We start from the raw sequence: 24,093 nt of genomic DNA, 5'->3' as shown, positions 1-24,093 counted from the left end.
TCTTTTTCTAATAATAAGAGTGTCATCTATGAAACTTTTATGAATCATTTGTCTTTATTCAACTACTCTTAAACTATGTATGGAAAAGAAAAAAGGAGTGACGTTCAATCGATACACTTATCTATAGATGCGCAAAACCGGTAACAAATATTCAATACTTACTCGTTGAGGAGGGAGAACATGAAGAAAAAATTTTTTTCAGTAAGACAATTATCTAAGCTATTATTTACCACTTTGTTATTATCCGCTGGTTTATCTTCAGGTAGCAATTTATTATTACAGGATAACCAAATCATCCATGCCGAAACCTTGGACAATGCAATAGCAAATGAAACATCCCAGCGTACATTAACGATTTGGAAATATGCAATCACTGATTTCAGCCAACTAGAGCCTCGCGGTGACGGTACCGTCACCAATCCAAGTCGAGAGTTGATCCCTGGAATCCAGTTTAAAGTAGAGCGTGTGAACAAGATAAACGGTGGCGCTTCTTTGACCGATCCAAAAGTACAAACCTTAGGAACGGATTATGAAATCGATTCCACTTTTACTGCACAGACGATCACAACAGATAGTACAGGAAAAGCCATTCTTGATTTAGGTACCGGTCGTGCCAATGATGGGATCTATTTAGTTACTGAATTGCCAGATAATCGTACAGGCGCTGATTTAGCCGCTACCGATGGGAAAAAGATTGAAACGCCTGTTTATCCATTCTTTGTGTATATTCCACAAACCAGCCGTTCAGATCTATCTTCGTTGATTTATGATGTTCAAGTTGAGCCCAAAAACATTTTGGAAGATTTGCTTCACCCAGACAAGACTATCAATGATAAAAAAGGTGATTCGGTACAAGCTGGGCAAACCTTTAGATGGGAATTAACAACGAACCTCCCTGCCGGTCTCTGGCAAATCGCAAGCCAAACAGGCACTATTGACATTTTAGATGAAACCGGGAATGCGGTGGATTCGGTTGAGATGGTCGCAGGACAACCCATCGTTTATCGTAATGGTAGCAATTTAGTACAACCAAATTTTTCGATGGTGGACGAACTGAACAGTGATCTGACCTATATTCCTGACAGCGCCAAAATGCAAGTAAGACAAGCTGGCGGAGAATGGATCGATTTAGCATCTGAGGATTACACCGTTTCATTTGAAAGTAGTACAAATACAGTAACCACTACCTTGACAGAGGCAGGGCTGAGCAAAGTGGGATCGGTAGCAAACGGTTATACGGATATTCGGACCTTATTGAGTACCCATGTTCCTGAAGGTTGGAACAATATCGTTGAAAACACCTTTACCGTCAACCACCAGATTCCTGGGCAGCGTCCAAAAAGTACGACGCCTCCAGAAACAACAAATCCAAAGTACTATACCGGTGGTTTTGATATTGAAAAAATGGAAGAAAATAGCGAAGAAGGCCTAGCTGGTGCAGAGTTCAAACTTGCCATATCAGAAAGCAATGCAAACAATAAAATTTTTATTGCCAGTAACGGAAATAGTTATGCGGAAGATGCCAATCTACCAACAGGTGTCACCTTCTTAACAACGACTTCCGATGAAAATGGCCACGCTACGTTTGATGGATTAGCCTTAGATTGGACAGATGCGAATGACAATAACTATGTGGAAAATGGTGAAGTCTCACGGGATTACTGGGTAGTCGAAACAACCGCTCCACAAGGCTACGAGTTATTAAAAGAAGCACAAAGAGTCACCGTTGACTTAACTACCGCAGATGATGCCACCATTGAGCTGACTGTCCTCAACCGGCCACAAACAAGCTTACCCTTTACAGGTGGGACGGGAAGAACTGCATTGATCTCAGTTGCACTCATCGCCATTGTGGCTGGTGCAACAGTAAGCTTTCTCTACAAAAAATGGAAGCAAGCATAAAGTCATACTGAAAGGAGATTACTATGAATTCTAGATTTTCTAGCCTCAAAGTAAAACCTCCGATGTTAATAGTCGTTGCTTTAGCGATTATCCTCGGTATAATCGTTAAACTCATTATTATAGGGGGACTACTTCGAGCCCAAGAAGACGCAACTTTAGTTGAAGTCACCAATAGTGACCAAACAATGCTGACCAAAGATAACCAAATTTCGGATGATCCTGCAATGATCACGATCAGAAGTAGCGAAAATCGCCTGCTCGTTCTTCCAGCAAGTGAAGATTATGCGATTTCCTTTTCCCAAGATGGTAGAGAGCAACCGATTCCTCTCTACCCTGCTGATTCCTTTGTGCAGGACGAAGAATTACTTCGCTTAGGCATCGGCGAACTACCGGCTGACACAGTAGAAGATGCAACGGATCAAACTACCGATGAGACAACAGAATCCACTAGCGAAACAACAGCTGAAGCAGTTGAATTAGCAACAGCCAGTGATGTCATTCAGGTGGCGTCCGCCGAAGATTCTTCACAAGCAATGACTTATTTGCGTCTAGTGAAAGATCAACCCGTCACTCTTGTCTTTCGTGAACCGACTAAAGATATGAGTATCGTCTTGACGGATGTCTACTCACAAAATTATCAAACCCTGTTCCAATGGTTGCTACCAGAAGAGCCTACGAACGAAACGGTAACGACAAACGAGCCGCCTTCTGAAGAAAGTGTGGTTGAGGAAGAACCGACTGAGGGAACAGCAGAAACTACTCAAGATGAGTCGACTGAGGGAACAGGAGAGCCTGATCAAGAAGATCCTAGTAACTCCTCTCCCCCACCCTTTGAAGCAGATACATCTTATGAAAATATCTTAGTTGTAGAAACAGAAGAAACAGACTTAGAACTAGATGAGCTTTTAGCAGGTGATTATCAGGAAGAAGATTCTTTAGTCACACCGAGGTTAGCGGCAGATGCTGCTGAAGAAATCAATGCAACAACGACGAATCCAATCACGATCTCTGATGCAAAATTAACGGTAGCGACAGGAACGGCAAGCTTCGATAACAATGACGATCCTGGCTATGATAGTTCTCCGGACAATAACATTGTCCGCTCCAATGATCAAATTTTCTATCGTCTCGGTTTTTCGATCCAAGCGTTACCGACAAGCAACTATACCAACATTCGTTACCGGGTGATCAGTACCTTGCCGAATACATCTACTTTAGTAGATGGTGCCCCTTTTATCAATGGCGAAATCAGTAACGGAACCTTTATTGATTCAGGGCAAGGCGATGGTACAGTCATTTCTCAAGGTGCGATCGAGTCGACAATCCACGAGTCTGGTCAAGTCTTTGTCCCAGTCTCTATCAACACTTTCGCAGCAAAGAACGGTACAGTTTTGAAACCGACATTTGAATTACAGCTCATTGATGCGTTCAATGAAGAGACAGGGCAAATCGAAACATTTAATCAAAGTTATACGGATGAACAATTACCTGCATTAGATGCTCCTGAAACAATCGTCTCTTCTACCGCATCAATTGCTGCTCAATTGATCCGAGGAGAAACAACCGACTATCAAATCTACGATCCTAATGCTACGGAAGATGATCTCGTTTATAATATTGGTTTGATCATCCGATTAAATAATTTATCTGATCGTATCCCAGGAGATATCCGTGGCTCTGCCTATCCAGAAGGGCCTATCAGCTTTGATCTCAAACAAAGCGTTACCAGTACAAAAAATGGAGCGATTTCTCCAGTTGATCCAAGTCTATACGACTCATCTCAAACACGATTCTTTTCGGTAACAAATGCGGATCGATCTGATGCCAATTGGCAAGCAACCTCCGCAGGCAATCCCTATGTGAGTACCTTTGATCCATCTCTACTAAGAGATTCGTTAGCTGTGCCACATGGAAAAACTGAAATGATCTATTATAACGAACCAGTAGGAGATCGAACAAAAATCGGAGTGTTTGATTCCGGAAATTTAGCAGTCAGCTTAGGAAACTACCAAGAAACTTGGCAAATCGATAATTACGTTGGAATCAAAAATCCATATACCTATACGACTGCCGGAAATACGTTTACCAATCAATCATTTGTTAGTGCTGAATTTATCTACAATTGGAATGATACTAAATTAAAGCAATTAATGGTTGACAATCAATGGGAGTATTATACGTTAAATCTAAATATCCCATCACTCACTTATGACGGGAACACAGTAACGAATAATGCCTCCTTGAACTTCAGTAGCTTTTATATCCCACCTGGAGCGATGACTGCTGGACCAAATATCGTTGATTTTAATTTGCCTGATCCTATTACTAATAGACGTACTACAGGGATGAATCAAGATATTGGTTTTGGTAGTTGGGCTGATAACATAGGGAAACCGCTGCTGATGCGTGGACAGAAGACGTATATTGGTGGGTGGCACATACAATTTAATCCACCAGAAAACACGAAATCGGATCAGATTATTCAGTGGAATACCAATGGGTACAGATACGATGATTCACGGCAACCATATAATCAACAAACAGAGCCCGATAATTCGACACGTCCATATTTGACCTATGGTGTTAGAAATAATGGTGAGGCAATGCCTAGTTTAACTGTCCCTACTACGATTCAACTTGCTGAAGCATATACTTGGTATCCTACGGTAGAAGAAGCTCAAGCAGCAGGGAAAATTGGAGCTGTTCGCTTCCAATTCCCCCTAAATGTAGAAACTGGGTTAAGCAATTGGAATGGGGTACCAGTTACCGTCATTGGGGATCCTGGTTCAAAAGATGCCAATGGAGATCCCTACGTTGTCTTAAGTTCGGCAGGGCTCAAAACAGCCGATAGTACACTTATTCGATCTCTTCCTGGCAGCGCGGGTACTACTTTTATTCCTGCTATTTGGAATGCAGATGGCAGTGACATTGCCGTTCCTTATAATACTACAACTGGAGTTCCAGCATATGTTATTGGTACCAATGCCTTCATTCAAGACTTTGGTATCACGACAAGTACGGAAGTAGAAAAATCCTTGTACCAAACAACAGAGCCTATTGCTATAAAAGTTCGAGGATCTTTGGAAGGCTCGGAAGAAATCAGCTATGATACTGCACTGAACACCACGTTACCTATAGGAATCAATTACCTAGCCGGTTCAGCCAAAGATGCTCATGACCATCCATTACCCGATCCATATATTACGGAAAATGAAGATGGCACAACAACCTTGCGCTGGGTCTTCCCAAACTCTTCCTTGGCTACGGGTACAGAGGTCAATTTCCTGGCAGAAAGCGATATGTCCAAACTCACCTTTAACGATTTAGGGATCACTCCTCCACTTGTTGTACGAACCATCGGAGAAATGTGGGTTTCTGATGAACCATCCCTACAGGACACCCGCTCAGAGTTGTCTCGTTCTTCTCAGGATCAGTTTGTCGAAGAACTGATCCAGATCCTATCACTCAATAAGCGAGTGGATAAAGTAGCCATTGAGGAAGGCAATCATGAGATGGCGCCTTTGACCTCAGCTGATGCGGAGACCGCTTTCACTTATACGATTGCATCGACCAATAGTGCCACGCAGTTGGCGCAGGATTTCCGCTTGTTGGATGTCTTACCGTATAACGGGGACTCTCGTGGCTCTTCCTTCAATGGTACATTAGAAGTTGCTTCCGTTTCTGTTGACACAACAGGTGAGTATCAAATCTACTACACAACCAGTGAAATCGACGATACGATCAATCCGAATGCAGTCGATTTATCGGGCTGGTCGCAATATATGCCCGGAAGTAGTTCACCAAATGAAATCCAGCAAGCTAGAGCGATCATGCTGACGAAAGATAATCTAGCCGTCGGAGAAACAGTGACCTTGTCAATCACTGTTCAGCCAGACGGTCAACTAGCCGGAGACCATTATGAAAATATTGCAACCATGAATGCGCTCGTTGATCTACCCGTCCATTCACAAAAAACAGTCACTCATGTGTACGGTCGTGATCTAAGCGGCATTGTTTGGGAAGATACCAATCGGGATGGTTTATTCAATAATGATGAAGTGTTATTACCAGATATTCCGGTAAAACTTTATCGCACGAGTTCATTACATCCCGATGAAATCACTGATGTTCTTGTGGAACATGATCTAAAAGGCAATGTATTGATTGACGAATTAGGGAATTCAACGGTTACAACAGATGCTGAAGGTAAATACATCTTTAAACATCTCCCAGAAGGAATCTATGTGGTTGAATTCCAAATCGAAGATAAAATCCAACGGCGAGAGATTGCAGTAACCACACCGATGGTCGGTAGTGATCCCGCAATCAATTCGAAAGCGCACCAAACGAATTTTAAGACCAATGAATATCTTGCGGAACCTTTAGAAAATCTCCCTGGAATGACTACAAGCGAAGATCCAGTCTTCCATATTCCTCATTTAAATCTAGGGATTCTTAGCACCTTAGGGGATATCTACTTGTATAAATTTGAAACAGGTACAACACAAGATGAGAACAATGATGGCCAGCCAGATATCGATGAAGAAAATCAGCTGGTCGGTGGGACGAAGCTTGCAGGCGCTGAATTCGTCTTGCAAGAAAAAGAAACAGGCGATGCTGTTCAGACGATGACAACCGATGCCAATGGCCGCATCTACTTTGAAGATATTCCATTCGGTGAGTATGAATTGATTGAAACCAAAGCACCGGAGGGTTATGAATTATTGAAACAACAAATCGATGTCACGGTGGATGCGGACAACATGGTCGTTCACCTCTTCGCTGAAGATGACTTGATCACTGAATTTCCATTTGCTGGTAACAACTCTATCATGCAGCTCCTATTGATTATCGCTGCAAGTCTATCACTCGTCGGGTTGATTGGTGTAGGCGTGAAGTATTCTCGAGAAGGAATGGAGCGAAAAAAAGGAGGAGCGAAAAAAGATGAGTAATGGAAAAAACAAATACTCTATTTTATTTATTTCTCTTTTCGTTCTACTATTTATTTTCAATGGTTTGACTACTCCTGTCTACGCCGAAGATGGCAACTTTCAACTGACTATTGTCAAATACAAACTTTCAGCACAAGATATCGACAAGGATCTCTTACCTGCTGAACCAACAGACAAATTGGAAACGGATATCACAGACGAAAGTGGTCAAGCGTTGGCGCCATTTCCTGGTATTCGTTATCGGATCGTTAAGGTTACTCCTAGTAATAACAGTTCTGACCCTTTTACTGAAATTTCAGGAGTCGAACCAATCGAAATAACTACAGGAACAAATGGTCAAGCGACTATTTCATTATCTGAAGGGTTGTACGAGATCACAGAACTGGCAAATGATGAATTAGCTTCCCCAGCTGAACCAGTCGTTGTACAATTGCCAGCCATTACAGATGAAGGAACTCGCTTAGAAGAATTATTTGTTTATCCAAAATCAAGTGTACTCGTTTCTCCTGTTGAAGGGATCGATCCCCCAACGAGTCCAGCTCGAGCGGGCCAAACTTCACCAAAAAGGATTCCACAAACAGGTGGTGCACTCAGTTCACTTTTTCCGATCTATTTAACGATTGCTCTTATTGTTTTTCTTGGTATTGTCGTAATCGTTAATTTTAGACCTAAAAGGAAAAAGAAACCTTAGACCCGCTGAAACGAAAGACTCAGCTTGAAAAATAAGCAGAAATTCACAAAAATCAATCCATGATTTTTGTGAATTTCTAACTTATTTCAACCTTCCATTCATCTTTTTTATATTTTCGAAAGCAGAAAAGATTCGTTTCTTTGCTTTTTTCAAAAATCTAAAAAATTCACAAAAAATCATGGAGATCTTTTGATGATCCATCACTATTTAGTTTAAAAAGGAGGCGTGACTTATGCTTGTGAATAGTATCTTGTCTCTTGTTGTGTTAACACTTTTAGTATTCTTAAGTATTCAGATCATCAAACAGCTTAGACTGATTTCACTGAAAAAGAATGCTGTTGATCAACCGGACTTATACAAAAAAATCAGTATTTATGAACTGAAATTATTCAAAAAACAATTTTTTTATCTCTTAGTCATCAATGGCTTGATCACTATTGCGTTAGTCTTTTGTATTTATATGTTATTTGAACTACAAAATGCTAGAATCAACGATCACCGAACCATTCTCAATTTAGTCGAACGTATCCGAGAGTTAAATGCAGTTGAATAAGCAAATATCCAATAAAAACCTATTTAGATTTGAACAACATGATCGATATTTATGAAATAGCTGATTGTAGCGCTTTGTTAGTTATCGGTGCTACCTAGGGAAAAATTATTCTTTTATTAAAAGGACGTGTGGAATAGTATGAGTAAACAAAAAAAAGACGGGTGGTTTTTTTCAAAAAGTTTATTAGATGAAATTTACCAAATCCCGATAGAAAAAGAAATCGACTTGGAAAATGAACAAGAATTACAGGAATACGTTATTGAAACCAGTGACTTGCCTACAGTGAATGATTTAGAAATACTAGAAATAAAAAAAGAAGACGATAATGCTGTCTCTTTTTTTGAAGGTTCAACAGAACCTGAAAATGCTGCACCTATTTTGTATGTTAAATCAAGTCCGCTCCAATCCGAAACAAGTGCAAAACAAGACGAAAGCAAAGAAAACTTGCAAAACAGTGAATCCTTCACCTTAGAACCACATGAAGGCAAGCTCTTATATCAGGCAAAAAATCCTAGTAAATAGCTAATACGAAAAACGTAAAATATCTGGAAATCTTCCCCGAAAAAAAGACACTAGCCAAAGTCTAAGGACTTAGGCTAGTGTCTTTTTTCTCTCTTGTTGACCGACTTCATTTTTTTCTAATTACTCTGCTAGAATTGCTTCGATTTTTGCTTCTTCTTCAGTCGAAAATCCTAGACAGTCCATCATTTTGACACTTTCCTGTAATTGGGTGAGACGGCTTGCGCCAACTAATACACTCGTAACGGATGGTTGTCGGACATTCCAAGCCAATGCCATTTGTGCCAATGTTTGTCCTCTCGCCTCTGCAATTTCTTGCAGGCGACTGATTTTTCGTAAGGTCGGCTCGATTTGTTCCTCTGAAAGAAATGGGATTTCTTTCCGGTGCGCGCGGGAGTCTTCCGGAATACCATGTAAGTAGCGATTCGTTAATAAGCCTTGTGCTAATGGACTGAACGTGATCGCTCCTAAACCATTTTCTTCAAGAACTGGCGCTAAATCGTTTTCTAACAATTCTCTTGAAAACATATTGTAGCGCATTTGATGGATGACAAATGGGGCGTCTTTCTTACGTAAAATCTCCGTCATACGTTGTGTATCAGCCCCATTATAGTTAGAGATACCGATATAAAGTGCCTTCCCTTGGCGGACCAATTGCATCAACGCCTCAGCAGTTTCTTCCAAGGGTGTTTCCGGATCTGGGCGATGATGATAGAAAATATCAACATATTCTAAGCCCATCCGTTGCAAGCTTTGATCACAGCTGGCAATGATCGATTTGCGAGAGCCCCAATCACCGTATGGTCCTTCCCACATATAATAGCCAGCTTTACTCGAAATGATCAATTCGTCACGATACGGTTTGAAGTCCTCTTTAAAAATCTGCCCAAAGTTTTTCTCCGCTGCCCCAGCTGGTCCGCCATAGTTATTGGCTAAGTCAAAATGAGTGATCCCTAAATCAAAAGCTCCTCGCAATATTTCACGTTGCTTACTGATTGGATCATAGTCGCCGAAATTTTGCCATAACCCTAATGATAGTAAGGGTAATTTCAAGCCTGATTGCCCACTCTTTCGGTACTGCATGTTTTCATAACGTGTTTTATCCGCCACGTACATCGCATTCACTCCTTTTATAATAAATCAATAAAGTACATCCCATAACTTTCTGCTATTTTATAGCTTATACGGCACAGCTTCTCTTTCAGAGACACAATCTCTCATAATTAGAAAACGCTATCATAATTGTACTACATTTTGCATCAATTCTTTGGTTTTCTCCACACCTTCGTTAATTTTTGCATAACTGCTAATTGATGGCGTGTCTGTTTTATTTTTTTGTAGCGTTTTGGTTGCTTACGATAAAATTGCTGATGATAATTTTCTGCTGGCCAAAAAGGTTGTGCTGGCAAGATAGATGTAACAATCGGCTTTGCGTACCGCCCAGATTCACTCAGTGCTTGTCTTGATGCTTCAGCAATTTTTCGTTGCTCTTCATTTTGGACAAAGATGATTGGACGATATTGGACACCACGATCTTGGAATTGACCAAATTCATCTGTAGGATCAGTCACTTGCCAATAAATCTCGACCAAGTCCTGATAGCTGATTTTTCGAGTATCAAAAATGATTTCCACAGCCTCGACATGTCCAGTGTAGCCACCACTGACTTGGTCATAATTTGGCTGTGTTACATCTCCTCCTGTGTAGCCGGATAAGACAGAAATAATCCCTTCTTGTGTCTCAAAAGGTTCCACCATGCACCAAAAACAACCGCCAGCAAATACTGCTCGTTCTTGCACAGTCGCATCGGTTATCTCATGTTGAGCAAAATCATACTGCGCCTCACCTAACGGGTCACCTACCATACGCAAATAAAAATCCATGACGTCTGGCGTCAGATTTTGTCGTAATGCCAATGGTCGGAAAGAAACTTCTAACCGGTCAAGAACTTCTTTCAAAGAACCAGAAGTTGCTAATTCTTCTTTCGCCTTGATTAGCTGTTCTCGCTCCCAGTCGCGTGTGTTAGGGTTTAAAATCAAATTATAGAGCGTCGTGATTTCCTCATCTTTCTTCATCGGGTTTCCCCCTCTCAAAGCGTACGCTATCTATCCAAGAGAGAGGTTGTGTCATTCGTCCGATTGGAAGCCCAATTGCTTGAATGGTATTCCAAATACAACCTCATCTGGCTTGAATTGCTGTTAGCTTATCTTAATAATACACTTCATCTAAAAAAAGTGCGTGTGCGGGAACTGTCTCGCCTGCTTGCTGTCTGATTTTCGTTTCAAAAACCGTATCGATCAACGACAACTCTGCTTTGCCTGAACCGATATCCAAGATTGTTCCCATCAATATCCGAACCATTTTATATAAAAAACCATCCCCTACGAATATAAAATGAAGCATATTGCCTTCTTGTTGAATCGACAGTTCTTCAATCGTACGTACCGTTGATTTTTTTGTTTTCTTCAATGCTGAAAAACCAATAAAGTCATGTTTGCCTACTAGTCTTTGACAAGCTTCTTCCATTTTTTGCAAGTCGAGCTGTTTTGGATAATCAAAGCTGTGATTCCGCTCAAAAACTGTTGGGATTGGTGCATTCCAGACATAATAGCTATATTTTTTGCCTTTTGCATTGTATCTGGCATGGAAGCGTTCAGGCACTTCTTCGACTTCTTTCACCACGATATCTCTAGGCAAGTAACGATTGAGGAAATCTAACATTTCCATTCGACTCATCGTACTCGCCGTTTTGAAATTAGCCACTTGTCCTCTTGCATGTGTGCCAGCGTCTGTACGGCCAGAACCAATGATTTCAATTGTTTCACCTGTCATTTGCGAAATAATTGCTTCAATTTTTCCTTGAATGGTTTTTTCGTCATTCCCCAGTCGTTGCCAACCAGAATATCTTTTCCCATCATATTCGATCGTTAATTTTATATTTCTCATGTATTCTCCTTCTTACTGGACCCATTCATCCATTGCTTTCATTTAGTGACAGTATAGCAGATTACAGCAGATCCTTCTCAAAAAAAAAACGCAAAGCAGAAATTTCTCTGCTTTGCGGCTTTCTTATTTGATCTTTTTTTTGATTATCCTAAGAACTTAAAGACTTCTTCACGGTCATAAAGTTTCAAGACTTTTTCACATAAAAATTGTGTGAATAATGCAGCTGCTACTGGTATAACTAACCAGCACACAAGTACCATCACGATATTCAATCCAGCATCTAAAGAAGCTAATGGTCCTACCAAGCCAACTATACCAAATCCAGCTGAAGCAGGTGTTCCTGAAACTTCAAACACTGCTACAGGGATTGCAGTAATGACCGCACTGATCAGACATGGTACTAAAATGATCGGTTTGCGGAACAAGTTAGGCATCATCATTTTCATTGCACCTAACGCAATAGCGATCGTCACGCCTGATTTGTTGACACGCCAAGAATTAACAATCAAGACAAATGTTGTTGCAGCAACACCCATCGCTGCTGCTCCGGCAGAAACGCCATTCAATTGGATCGCCAATCCGATCGCCACGGTAGAAATTGGTGAAATAATCAAGAAAGCAAATGAACAACCGATCAAAATTGACATCAAAATAGGTTGTAATGTCGTAAAGTTGTTGATTCCTTCACCAATCGCTGATGTGATAGATGTCACAAACGGGAATAAATAGAAACCAATCAGACCTGCACCTACACCAACGACGATCGGTGTTAAGACGATTGCTACTGAACCAAAGGCCGTTCCGATCAATAAGATCATCCCAACAGCGATCGAAGCAGTGATCATCGTATTGATGATATCACCAGTTCCAGAGCCGACATACACGCCAGCTTCGCCAAGATCAGGCATAAAGCGTACAACACCTGATCCGACAAACGCTGCTCCTGACACAACCATCATTTGCATCGGGTTCAATCCAAATTGTAAACCGATCAATGCGCCGATAATCAAAGGAGTCGCTAATTGGAAAATCACAGCAAGTTGTGAAATTGTTACTGCAACAGGATAATCACTAAAATACTTTAAAATTGCTCCAAGTACAGCATTCGGGATCAACCCTACGATGATTCCAGTTGCTGTTCCGGCTAATACTTTATTCAAGAAAATTTTTGGGGTTAATTTGTTTGTCGTTTCCATTCTTATGTTCCTCCTATTTCGCCTTTAAAATCTGCTCTTTTGCATGAACGAGCGCTGTTAAGAAGTCACAATAAGGAGTGGCAATTCCATATTTTTTCCCTTTACGAGAAATTGCTCCATTAATATAATCGATTTCTGTTAAACGATTGTTTTTGATCAAGTCTTGGTGCATGGATGGGAAATGCATACCAATTGTTTCAGGATCAAAACAAGTTTCGCAATGTGCGACTGCTTCTTCCACATCTAGATCAATATTTTCTGCTTTAGCTACTTGACCGAATTCGTTTACGATTGCAACAACCATCTCATGAGCGGTAGAAGTGCTGCCAAGTCCCGCCATATTGACGTCTAAAATCGTACACAAGCCATTCATCGTTCCGTTGACACATGCTTTACGGTAAATCGAGTAATGGATATTGCTTGAATACTTCGCATTCAACCCAGATTCAGCTAACGTATCAGCCAATGCTTTCGCAGCGTCTTCTTGTCCATCTCCTAAGTTTTGTAGTTCTACTGAACCACTACCGAATAATTTCACGCGACCAGGACCTTCTAAGCCTGCTGTCCACATCGTATTCCCGATGAAAATATTTTTCATTGGTACAAATTTCTCAATAATATCTTCATGGTCGATCCCGTTCAATAAACAAAGAACTTTTGTATCGTCTTTGATCATTGGGCGAATATCTTCCAGCATTTTTTCTAATTGCATTGCTTTAGTGAATAAGACGATCAAATCAACTTTTTCTGCATCATTGATTTCTGATTGAAGGACAACTGGAATATCAACAACGATGTCTTCTCCGTTAAAGTTTGCTTTCAATCCGTTCTCTTTGATCGCTTCTACGTGGTCTTTCCACCCATCGATCAACGTTACATCATTTCCACCTTTTTGCAACATGAGTCCAAAACGACTCCCCATTGCACCTGCTCCAGCAATTGCTATCTTCATTTCTTTGTTCTCCCCCTTTTTTTGACAATACAAACAATCCACAAAAAATTTTCTAAATAAAATAATTCAAACATTCACAATATCTAGTGACTATCCATGATTTATCGATTATTTAAATCATTTCCTTGCTTCATTTTCCCATTTACCTGTCGTTATTTCAAATACTCTGATTGAAAATTCACGAATAAAAGCGTTATCTTTTATTTATAGCCTGGTACTCAAGGAATCTCGTATTGCACTAAGCAACATTATACACTAAAATCCATTACTTTTTCATATATAACAGAGATTATTTTAGTTAAGTTTTTAAATTGGTACAGTTATATAATTTTGTTGATCGAGATGTGAATATTTGAACGATATTGTTTTTAATTCATGGTGGGGGTGGGGATGAACTTTATTTACGAATAAAAAGCGAGCACATACGACTCATTACAAAAATACCCCTAGGTTAGATTTTGGAACTAACGCAAGGGGTATAACTACAGAATAATTTTTTTGACATATTTATCTATTTTAATAATTTTTTATCATCTCTTTGTACTCATGTCTGTTCAAAAACCTCATAATCAATTTCATCCACTGATTTCGCCACTAAGATTGCGGAATAGACGTCAGAATTGACATTCAAGATTGTCCGCAGCATCCCTACTAGCCATTCGACGCCACCAAAAATAGCAATACTTTCGATGGGTAAACCCATTTGTGGGACAATAATGGCTAAAGAAACTAATCCTGCGCCAGGAACTACCGCATTGGCTAAGGAAATAAAAGTGGCCATGATTGCAAGATAGATCATGGTCGTCCATTTGAAATCGATTTGGTACATCTGGGCAATCGTTATTACGGTGAGCGCCATGTGCATTGCTGACCCGTTACTATTCAGTGACATCCCTAATGGCAAGACTAAGTGGCTGATTCGCTTACTCAAACCTAATTTATATTGCGATTCTTCCAGTTCGATGGGTAAAGTGATTGCTGAAGAAGTCGTTGCAAGGGCCATGATCGATATATTCTTCATATTTATTATCAGTTTTAATGGATGTAATCGACCGTAAATACTGACAATGATTAACCATACTAATAAAAACAATAGTGTGGCTAATGTGTAGACTAATAGATATTTCACCATTGGCAAAATGACTTGCGTTCCTAGTTGGCTGATACTACTACTCACTAATGCAAATATTCCAATAGGTGCAAGACGCATCACATAGTTGATAACTTTAATGATCACTTCGTTGAAATCAATAATTAGTTGAAACAACTGCGATTCAGGCTGTTTTTGTGTATAGTGATTGAGTGCCAGTCCGAAAAAAATAGCAAAAACGATGATTTGAATAATCGAACCTTGTGTAAGAGAGTCAAAAATATTGTCAGGTACAAATTGGAGGAAAGTTTCTTGCAGTGACAACTCCTGTACCTCGATTATTGGGCTTAAACGATCCGTTTGTTCCATCCCTGTTCCAGGAGCAAACAATACAGCCAATAGCACGCCCCATAAAGCTGCTAATAAAGAGGAGATACCAAAGATGAGCAATGTGCGGGTGCCAATACTTGCTAGTTCTTTCAAATCAATGCTACCTAAAGCTTGAACGATTTGACCAAGAATCAATATTGGAATCGTCATTTGCATCAATCGTAAAAATACTTCCCCAATTGGTTTTAACAAAGGACCACTCATCGGCAGAAATGTTCCAACCAGAATACCAAAAACCAACGCAAGACTAATTTGAATAATCATGGCATTTTTTTTCATCTCTATTTACCTCGTTTGTTGAATCACTGTCCCCACGCCTTCAGTCAGATGGTTCAATTGTGCAATAGAAGTGATGATCGCTTGGCACCTCACATCTTTTTCAACAAAACGAATTGCTGCCTCTACTTTCGGCAACATACTTCCAGCGGCAAAATGCCCCGCCTTCACATATTCTTTTGCTTCTTCCGGGGTTATCATCTGTAGGGCTTGTTCTTCCGGTTTCCCATAGTTGATATAGATAGAATCAACACCTGTCAAAATAATCAAACGATCAGCACCAATAGTGTCTGCTAATAAGGCAGCTGAAAAGTCTTTATCATTGACTGCTTCAACACCTTGATAATTTCCCGATTCATTGATCACCGGAATCCCACCGCCACCTGCACAAATCGTCACAACATTGGCTGCCACCAAAGCTTGTAGGGCTTCTTTTTCAACGATTTTTTGGGGTTGGGGAGAAGCGACGACTTTACGATAGCCACGTCCTGCGTCTTCAACGAATTTCCCACCATCCTGTTGTACCGCTTTTTTTGCCTCCTCTTCTGTATAAAATGGACCAATTGGTTTTGTTGGCTTCCGAAACGAGGGATCGTTTGGATCGACTTGCACTTGTGTCACAATCGAGACGACCGGTTGTTTGATTCCACGATGTATAAAAGCGTTGGTCAATGCTTGTTGCAGCCAATAGCCAATACTTCCTTGCGTCATCGCTACACATGTATCCAAATCCATCGGAGGATTTTTTTCGCTTACTGCTGCTTGTTGTTGCAACAATAAATTTCCAACTTGCGGGCCATTGCCATGACAAAGGATGACTTGTTCCCCTTGTTCAACGAAAGCCGCAATGGCTTCCGCCGCCTGTTCCACTACTGCTTTTTGTCCTTTATCGGTGGGATCTGTTTCCAAAATAGCATTTCCACCCAAAGCAATCACATTTAAACTCATCTCTTTGTTACACCTCTTTTCATTATTCTATCGTTTGTTTGTGCTCTTCTTTTGCCAATATTGCAAAGAGAATCAAACCGATAATCAACAAGACACAAGAAAGGTAAAAACCAACTTGCATCGATCCTGAAGTATCTGCTAAATAACCAGTAACGTAAGGAGCCAAAATCGAACCTGACATCCCGATAAAATTATATGCACTTAACGTCGTCCCTAATGCTGCTCTTGGTGCATGTTTTGTAACAAATGTCACCATGATCGGGTCAAGCGCCAACTTCCCAGTTAATCCATAAAGGATCAACACCGTGATCAATAACGTTCGATCAGTGACAAAAGCAATGGCAAAAACCGAAACGATTGCTAATGGCACCAGAAGAAAGACCAATTTTTTCGTTGCCCCTGTTTTATCATTGATTCGTGCAAAGAGTAAGGCTCCTGGAATCGATGCCCAAGGTACTAAAGAGGAGATAAAGCCGACACTCGCTCCAGTAAATCCACGTTCTGCAATCAAAAACTGCGGCAGCCAAGTAAGTATCACAAAATTAGCATAAATGCTGGTAAAACATAAAATAAAGGCTGCAACCAAATTGCGATTCGTAAAAATCTGCTTTAAGGAAATCTTTTCTTTTGGCCCTTCTTCCACTTCTGCTTCTTCACCCGGACGGATCACTTTTTCTTTCAGTAACACATAGAATAAAATCCCGACAATCAATGTGGGAATCGCCATAAGGTAGAAAGGGCGACTCCAATCATCCCCATTTTCCAAGACTAATTTACTTGATAGAAGATAGCCACCTGATGTTCCAAATGCCATACCGCTGTTGATGATAGCATTCCCGATCGTTCGTTTACTTTTTGGGATTGCTTCGGTTGATAACGCAAACTGTGGGCCATAATAGGCACCTTGACCAATCCCAGCGATCGCGCGAATGACTAAAAATAGAATAAAAGTTGTGGCTAATCCAGTGAAATAAGTGGCTACTGCTAAAAGCAGAAAACCTACCGTGATCACTAATTTTCTACCGATTTTGTCGCCAATGATCCCAAAAGGAATCTGGGCAATCGCATAGGTCAGAAAGAAAATACTATTTGCTAATCCTAATTGTGTATTGCTTAAACCAAATTCTTCGCCTACTACACCCATGATCGGGTTGAATATCGTCCGCGTAGCATACATCAAAACCCAACCAATAAAAAAGATTGCCACTACTTTGATCCAATAAGTATTGCTGACCCTTACTACTTGTTTCTGTTTACTCGCTTCCATGTTTTTCCCCACTTTCTTCTCCTTCGATTGCTTGTAACGCCAACCAGATGCCAAAAGCCAGATCCTTTCCCGAAGAATGTCCAATCTGCATGATTTTCTCCAACTGTTCATCTATTTTTTCTTCTTTATTTTGTGCTAAATCTGCAAATAATCCATATACTAAAGAGTTAGCATATCCTTTTATTGCACAGGTCAAGTAGGCTTGACTAATAGCGGTCGTTCCCGTTTGCACTTCTCCTAGAGCAACAGCTAACGCTGCTCCTCTAGGATCTGAAAGTGCCCCTAAAACAAGCTGATAAGCCATCAATATGTCATCACCGCTAGGCGTCAAGCCTTTCCCTCTTCCTAATAAATAGCTAACGACTTCTTGCCACTCAGTTGGTGTCCACTCTTTATCTGACTGTGCCATATTGGTAAACAAGGTACTTGCACGGTGATCCACTGGCAAACCGATTTTTGCCTGCAAGTGTTTTTTCGCCAACTTTTTTTTCAACACGAGTAATTGCTTTTTGGCTATACCTAGTGAGAATATATTTAGCGCAACCGACTGATACGGTTGAAGCGCGATTTTTTTTACACCTTGTGTGCTGTAGATCATCAACATGTCTTGACTTATTTTCACTCGATTTCCTATCTGAACAAACGGGGAAAGAGATTGGAATCGCTCCTCAGGAAGATTGATTCCAAAGCTGGACAGATAATCGTGAAAACATGCAATGTTAATCAATTGTCCATTGATTTCAAGATTGAACGAACGATCGAATACGCTGTGGATCATACCTGTTTTTCCAAATTGTTGAAGAGGGACAAGATACTCGCTCAGGTAGATTTCTTTTTTACTCAACATTGATTCCTAGTTCTTTCGCATAGGCTTCTAGTGCTTTCTCGAAACATGCCAATGGCGCTCGAACTGTCCCCGCACCAATTTGACCTACCCCAGGATTTTTATGTGCAATGCCAGTGTTTATGACCGGCGTGATTCCTGTTTCGACAACTTTTCGTATATCGATCCCTAAACAAGTGCCTTGGAAATCCCAAGTCGGTATGGAAAAAGTTGGGTTATGCCCTTCACAGATTTTGGCCATTTCATTCGATGTTGCTAATGCGTCTTCAAAGCCACCTGCGCCAACAAAGCGTGTTACTCCAGGAGCTGCCACCATAGCCATGCCACCTACACCAACCGTTTCTGTGATGGCACTGTCGCCAATATCTGGGTTACCGTCTTCTTCATTAAAACCTGTAAAATACAATCCCTTAGGTGTATTTACTGGCGCACAATGCCATGTATCGCCTGTTTCTGCGATTCGAACACCGAAGTCAACACCATTACGTGTCATCGTAGTGACGATCGTACCTTTAGTCCCTTTACGCGCACCATCAACGATTGCTTTACCAGTTGCCATCATGATATTCAAGAAGAACTGATCGGTATCTGCTAAGAACTTGATTACTTCATACTTTTGTTCTTCTGCAATCTCCGTTTTAATGATTAGTGGGGCGATTTCTTTTAAGAAATTCAGTGAGGCCGCAATGTTTCTTTGATGAAACTCATCGCCCATTGTAATCGAACGGGCAATCAAAACATTCAGATTCAATCCCTCCTCTGTTAATGCCAAGGCTTGACTGATTGTTGGACCTAAGACATCTTTGATCCAATCCAAACGATCAACGACTTCTTGTGAATACGCACCAAAACGTAAGACTTTCCCTATGCCTTCATTCAAAATACAGTATGCTTGATTCCCTTCTTTACGATTCTTAACAATAAAGACAGGCATCTCACCCGAAGTGATCCCTCCCATTGGCCCAACTGCTTGCACATGATGGCAAGGCATAAAACGGACTTCATTTGCTTCAAAAAGTGCCATTGCCTCTTCTTCCGTCTCTGCCCACCGTTCGAATAATGCCGCTCCTAGACACGCGCCACGCATCGGACCGGTCATTTCAGCCCATGAGATTGGCGGACCTGCATGTAAAAGTGTTTTTTGCTTCGGATCATTTAATTCTGGTATCACAGTTTTTGCAGGAACTACATCCGTCAGAAATGGCTGTGCATTCTTGATTTTCTCTGTCACTTTCTGATTCTCTTCTTCAATGTTGTCTTGATATTCTTCTAATGCATCCAAGATTTTGATCATTTTCTTATTTCCACTCGCACGAGGACGCCAATCCATCTGGACAGTTTGTCCACCGTAAGTATCAATCGATTCAGTGAAACTTTTCAAACCAATGTTGATAACACGTGGTTTCGTCGTCAATAATTCCATCACACGTTCACTTGGCTGAGGAACAGTTACTGTCTCCCCTTTGTATGGAATAACCTCTTTATCCTCTTCCGACAAAGTGATTCCTTTCAACAACAGCGCCAATTGAACAGCTTTTTCATTGCTTTCTGCAACAAAAACTCCCGCCTCTTTCAGACGATCGACCGATTTTTGATAGTCTTGTGGATCATTCTTCGTTCCACACACGGTCGCTACAAAATAAAGTTCACGCCCTGCCATTTCTGCTTGTGACTGCGCAGCCTTAATCGCTGGCAACAATGCACCAACCATATCCTCATGGGCACCATACCCTAAAACAACATCAAACAAAATCACACCAGTTTCTTCTTGCTTGGCATACTCTTCGATTTTATGGATACGGACTTCCGGATCAATCATTGGATGTGGTTTACCTTGCGTATAACGATCATCCCCTAAATCGATCACTTCGTATCCTTGAGATTTTAGGATGAACCCATCCGCTTTGACCAACCCACCCAAATCTAATGCTTCAGAAATCAACATTCCTGCTTCAGCAGCAAGTGTCCCACCTGAATACAAGCCTTTAACAACTTTACTTTCAGCAAGTGTGACAGTGTCTGGCTTTTCCATTGGTTCAAAATAATTCTTTTTCACTGTTGCTTCATTTGCTAGATCAACGGAAATATGTGCGGCTTCCTCTAATGTATGCGCGAGATAAACCTTTCCTTCGTGATTCGTTGGTTTTTCTCCTAAGAAAATAGCGACGACCGGCTTCGAAATACTTTGTAACAATTGCACGACTTCATCTCGTACTTCTTTTGCAGGTGGCTTAGAGATCACACAAATCACATCTGTAGGTTCATGCTTTTCAAGTGCGATGATGGCATCTTTCATGGTGATTGCCCCTACATGATCACTAAGATCTCGACCGCCTGTACCAATGGCATGGACCACGCCGCCACCAAGGCGATCAATGATCGTCGTCACTTCTTGGATTCCTGTACCAGATGCACCAACCACACCAATATTCCCTGGTGCTACAACATTTGTAAATGCAATCGGAATACTGGATAAAATTCCTGTCCCGCAATCCGGTCCCATCATCAGCAAACCTTTTTCGTGGGCTAATTTTTTTAGACGTACTTCATCCTCGATTGCGATATTATCCGTAAAGGAAAATACATGTAGATTGTTTTTCAGCGCACGTTCCATTTCTGATGCGCCGTATTCTCCTGGAATACTAAACAAAGCTACATTAGCATCTGGCAATTCTTCTAGTGCTTCTTTCCAAGTCGTTACTGACTTTTTCGTTTGTGCCGTTTCTTTTGCCGATAGATCCGCTAAAAAATCATCGATCATCGGCAGTACCTTCTCCATAATCGCCTTATCTTCACTCTCTACAACGATCATCAGATCGTTTGCAGAAGCAGTCTTGGCTTTTTCGGTTAGGAGTGACGTGTTATTCAAAATATCTTTATTGGCATCTGTTCCCATCATGATCTGACTCATATTGACTTCTTCAAGAGAATTGATTTGATTGGTCAATAGCATCAAGTTGATGGAATCTTGATAATTATTTGGTAAAACAACCGTTTCTAACATAATAGACCTCCTTAATCATTCTTACATTCTCATTGTAGAAGAATAAGAAAGTGTTTACATCGGACGTATTTCTAAAATAATGCTATACTTTTTATCCATAAAAGGAAAAAAGGAGAATACGATGAAATTAGGGGAGTTATTGTCGCTAGGGGAGCTGAAAAAAGGTAAGATCCTAACTAATGAGATTGGGTTGGATAATGAAGTTGAGACAGCGATGGTCTTGGAAGCCATTGACATCGAAAATTGGAGTAAACGAAATCAACTGATACTAACCTCGTTTTATGCATTGAATGACTTGGCAGAAAAAGAACTAGAAGATTTTTTTATCAAGATGTGTCAAATCGGAATCAGTGGACTTGTCTTAAAAACAGATCGGTTCATTAAAGTGATTCCCGAATGGTTTATTAAGTTGTGCTTCAAATATGAAATCCCCTTGATCAAGATCAGTCAAGAAATCAGCTATGAAAAAATCCTATTAACGATTTATGAACCCTTACTCAATGCACATGCCCGTACTTTGCGAACTTATTATGAAGCAAGGCAGAGATTCAATCGCTTAGAAAAACAGTTTTCTTCTTTAGAAACAATCATGCAAGAGTTTTATCAAATCATCAAACTTCCTTTTTCCTTAAAATTACTTGATAAAGAAATCGAAATCAGTGACGGTCCGATTCCTACGAATGCGATCGTACTCTCAAGGGAGATTCTTCTACAGACAGATTTCATGAAAAATGATTACTCTTTACTAACACTTTATTCTCAAACAGACTCGCGGAAATATTACGCATTAGAGATCACTATCTTCAATAACTATTCTCTCAACTGTTTGTTGCTTGTTTATCTAAACGATCAGCAAGTCAAAGAAACTGACTTAGTCATCATCGAAAATGCCATTGATGCATTACAAGAAAAATTCAATACAGAAAGTTTATTGAAGAAAGAGCGTTATACACGACTAAATAATTTGGCTGATGCCATCTTACAGAATACCCCACGCAATCCCGAAGAACTCGATAGCTTGTTGCAAGAAGCGCATATGCAGTCAAAAGATTCCTATCAAACAATTGTTTTTTCAACAAAAGAAATACCAATACAGTTGATGAAAAATCGCATCCTTACACTGTTGCGGACATTGAAAAAAGAAGCAATCTTTTTTGACCAACACCAGTATTCTGCTGTTTTATATAACTTTGATCAAACGGAAGGATCAATCACTAAAAGTCAGCTTGCACATCTAATGACAGAGATTCTTGCAGAAAATGAACAAGTAACATTTGCCATCAGCCAATCAAAGCCACGACAAGAAATCAAGGAATTGTTAATTGAGTGTTTGGATATTTTGAAATTCAACACCTCCTTCTACAACGGACCAATCGTGATATCCGAAGATATTGGTATATTCAAACATTTTATTCGAGAAAACAAGCTAGCGACATTGCAAGAAGCAATCCCTGCGAGATTAGAGCAACTAGCCCAAACAGACCACGACTTATTTGAAACTTTTTATTGTTTTTTACAACACAATCGTAACTACAAACAAACAGCAGAAGCCATGTTTTTACATGCCAAAACGATTCGTTATCGTCTCCAAAAAATTTCAGACTATTTATCCATCGATTTAACGAATCCGTTACAAATGGTCAATCATGAGATTGGTGCTTATATTATCAAGATGAGGAGACAAGCAAATGAAAGAAACCAAACAATTACTTGATGACATTACGGTAACGATCGAACACGCTCAAAGCAATACCCCAAAATATATCCTTTACCTGCACGGTGGCGGACTTATTTATGGATCAAAAACCGATTTGCCACATGCACTAAAAAATCGATTTCTAGATCAAGGCTATACGATTTTATCTCTTGATTACTTGTTGGATCCTAATACGTCGGTAGCAGAGATCATTGAAACGCTAAATAAAAGTTTTTCTGTCTTAGGAAAAATGATCATCCAAGAACAGCCCTTTGGTATTTGTGGGCGTTCTGCTGGGAGTTATTTGATGTTCCATTTAACCAAACATTTAGGTAGGAATAAAGAAATCACACCAAATTTCTTGATCAATTTTTATGGTTATACTGATTTTGAATTCTTGAAAAAAGACCCTTCTCCCACAGAGAGAACATTGACAGCTGAAGTCCTTACTGGAATCGATCAAGAAACACCACTGGCAGATGATCCATTGATGACTCGTGCCTTACTTTATCATTATGGTCAACAACAAGGTATCTTAGCCGACTACTATGGGTTACCAAAATCACAGGATTGGTCAGATTATGCCATCCGTGAAGAGGAACTCGCTGATTTCCCCCCTTGCTTTAGTACAGCCAGCACCACAGATCAAGAAGTCCCTTTTGCTTCGAGTAAAAGGCTGAGCAAACAGATCCCGGATAGTCGATTCAAACCTGTTTATGATTTAGAACATGATTTTTTGAAACAAACAAGCGAACCACAAGTCCAGACAGTCTTAAAGGAGTTATCCGATTGGTTATCCGCCAAAGAATCATTTTGACCAATTTCACATCAATCTAGGAATAAAAAAAGCCTATCCCTCAATAAACC

Annotated in this window: 17 protein-coding genes; 7 read left to right on the top strand and 10 right to left on the bottom strand. The window is 40.4% G+C overall.

Annotated elements, in window-relative coordinates:
• Positions 1-180 precede the first annotated feature (180 nt).
• The 5 genes from DOK79_RS07665 to DOK79_RS07645 all read left to right on the top strand — a co-directional run bounded on the left by DOK79_RS07665 (position 181) and on the right by DOK79_RS07645 (position 8,620).
• The gene (locus DOK79_RS07665; protein WP_339093268.1) at positions 181-1,902 is read left to right on the top strand and encodes a SpaH/EbpB family LPXTG-anchored major pilin; all 1,722 of its coding nucleotides are present in this window, start codon (positions 181-183) and stop codon (positions 1,900-1,902) included.
• 23 nt (positions 1,903-1,925) lie between these two features.
• Entirely contained in the window at positions 1,926-6,854 is a 4,929-nt protein-coding gene (locus DOK79_RS07660) for a SpaA isopeptide-forming pilin-related protein (RefSeq protein ID WP_206856746.1), read from the top strand.
• The gene (locus DOK79_RS07655) at positions 6,847-7,545 is read left to right on the top strand and encodes a pilin N-terminal domain-containing protein (protein ID WP_206856747.1); all 699 of its coding nucleotides are present in this window, start codon (positions 6,847-6,849) and stop codon (positions 7,543-7,545) included. The genes DOK79_RS07660 and DOK79_RS07655 overlap by 8 nt, the downstream gene beginning before the upstream one ends.
• A gap of 232 nt (positions 7,546-7,777) precedes the next feature.
• Entirely contained in the window at positions 7,778-8,098 is a 321-nt protein-coding gene (locus DOK79_RS07650) for a hypothetical protein (protein WP_206856748.1), read from the top strand.
• Positions 8,099-8,236: 138 nt separating this feature from the next.
• The gene (locus DOK79_RS07645) at positions 8,237-8,620 is read left to right on the top strand and encodes a hypothetical protein (protein WP_206856749.1); all 384 of its coding nucleotides are present in this window, start codon (positions 8,237-8,239) and stop codon (positions 8,618-8,620) included.
• Between the two features lie 120 nt (positions 8,621-8,740).
• On the opposite strand, the gene DOK79_RS07640 is transcribed toward DOK79_RS07645, so the two are convergent.
• From DOK79_RS07640 to fdrA, 10 genes are all read right to left on the bottom strand, one after another.
• Entirely contained in the window at positions 8,741-9,733 is a 993-nt protein-coding gene (locus DOK79_RS07640; RefSeq protein ID WP_206856758.1) for an aldo/keto reductase, read from the bottom strand.
• Between the two features lie 143 nt (positions 9,734-9,876).
• A complete protein-coding gene (gene msrA, locus DOK79_RS07635) occupies positions 9,877-10,692 on the bottom strand; it encodes a peptide-methionine (S)-S-oxide reductase MsrA (protein WP_206856762.1) in 816 nt (271 codons plus the stop codon).
• Between the two features lie 133 nt (positions 10,693-10,825).
• Complete coding sequence (truA, locus tag DOK79_RS07630; RefSeq protein WP_206856764.1) at positions 10,826-11,563, bottom strand: tRNA pseudouridine(38-40) synthase TruA; 738 nt, start codon at positions 11,561-11,563, stop codon at positions 10,826-10,828.
• 143 nt (positions 11,564-11,706) lie between these two features.
• Positions 11,707-12,759 (bottom strand): PTS sugar transporter subunit IIC, encoded by a 1,053-nt coding sequence (locus DOK79_RS07625; RefSeq protein ID WP_206856767.1) that lies wholly within the window; start codon positions 12,757-12,759, stop codon positions 11,707-11,709.
• A 13-nt stretch (positions 12,760-12,772) separates the two neighbouring features.
• Entirely contained in the window at positions 12,773-13,711 is a 939-nt protein-coding gene (locus tag DOK79_RS07620) for a 2-dehydropantoate 2-reductase (protein ID WP_206856769.1), read from the bottom strand.
• A gap of 544 nt (positions 13,712-14,255) precedes the next feature.
• Positions 14,256-15,470, bottom strand: coding sequence for a dicarboxylate/amino acid:cation symporter (locus tag DOK79_RS07615; RefSeq protein ID WP_206856771.1), 1,215 nt, complete (start codon positions 15,468-15,470; stop codon positions 14,256-14,258).
• Positions 15,471-15,476: 6 nt separating this feature from the next.
• Positions 15,477-16,415, bottom strand: a complete 939-nt coding sequence (gene arcC / locus DOK79_RS07610) for a carbamate kinase (protein WP_206856773.1) — start codon at positions 16,413-16,415, stop codon at positions 15,477-15,479.
• A 22-nt stretch (positions 16,416-16,437) separates the two neighbouring features.
• Complete coding sequence (locus DOK79_RS07605; protein WP_206856851.1) at positions 16,438-17,682, bottom strand: MFS transporter; 1,245 nt, start codon at positions 17,680-17,682, stop codon at positions 16,438-16,440.
• Complete coding sequence (locus DOK79_RS07600; protein WP_242543298.1) at positions 17,669-18,526, bottom strand: DUF2877 domain-containing protein; 858 nt, start codon at positions 18,524-18,526, stop codon at positions 17,669-17,671. The genes DOK79_RS07605 and DOK79_RS07600 overlap by 14 nt, the downstream gene beginning before the upstream one ends.
• Complete coding sequence (gene fdrA / locus DOK79_RS07595) at positions 18,519-21,530, bottom strand: DUF1116 domain-containing protein (protein WP_206856776.1); 3,012 nt, start codon at positions 21,528-21,530, stop codon at positions 18,519-18,521. Before fdrA ends, DOK79_RS07600 begins: the two co-directional genes overlap by 8 nt.
• A gap of 121 nt (positions 21,531-21,651) precedes the next feature.
• Between fdrA and DOK79_RS07590 the strand changes: the two genes are divergently transcribed.
• Both DOK79_RS07590 and DOK79_RS07585 read left to right on the top strand, forming a co-directional pair.
• A complete protein-coding gene (locus tag DOK79_RS07590; RefSeq protein ID WP_206856778.1) occupies positions 21,652-23,244 on the top strand; it encodes a PucR family transcriptional regulator in 1,593 nt (530 codons plus the stop codon).
• Positions 23,219-24,043: an alpha/beta hydrolase gene (locus DOK79_RS07585; protein ID WP_206856780.1), complete on the top strand. Its 825-nt coding sequence runs from the start codon at positions 23,219-23,221 to the stop codon at positions 24,041-24,043. Before DOK79_RS07590 ends, DOK79_RS07585 begins: the two co-directional genes overlap by 26 nt.
• The last annotated feature ends 50 nt before the right edge of the window (positions 24,044-24,093 follow it).

Origin of the sequence: Enterococcus sp. DIV1094 (genome assembly GCF_017316305.2) — a bacterium.
Classification (GTDB): domain Bacteria; phylum Bacillota; class Bacilli; order Lactobacillales; family Enterococcaceae; genus Enterococcus_B; species Enterococcus_B mangumiae.
Note: the sequence above shows the minus strand (reverse complement) of the source record. Positions and strands in the feature narration are given on the sequence as shown.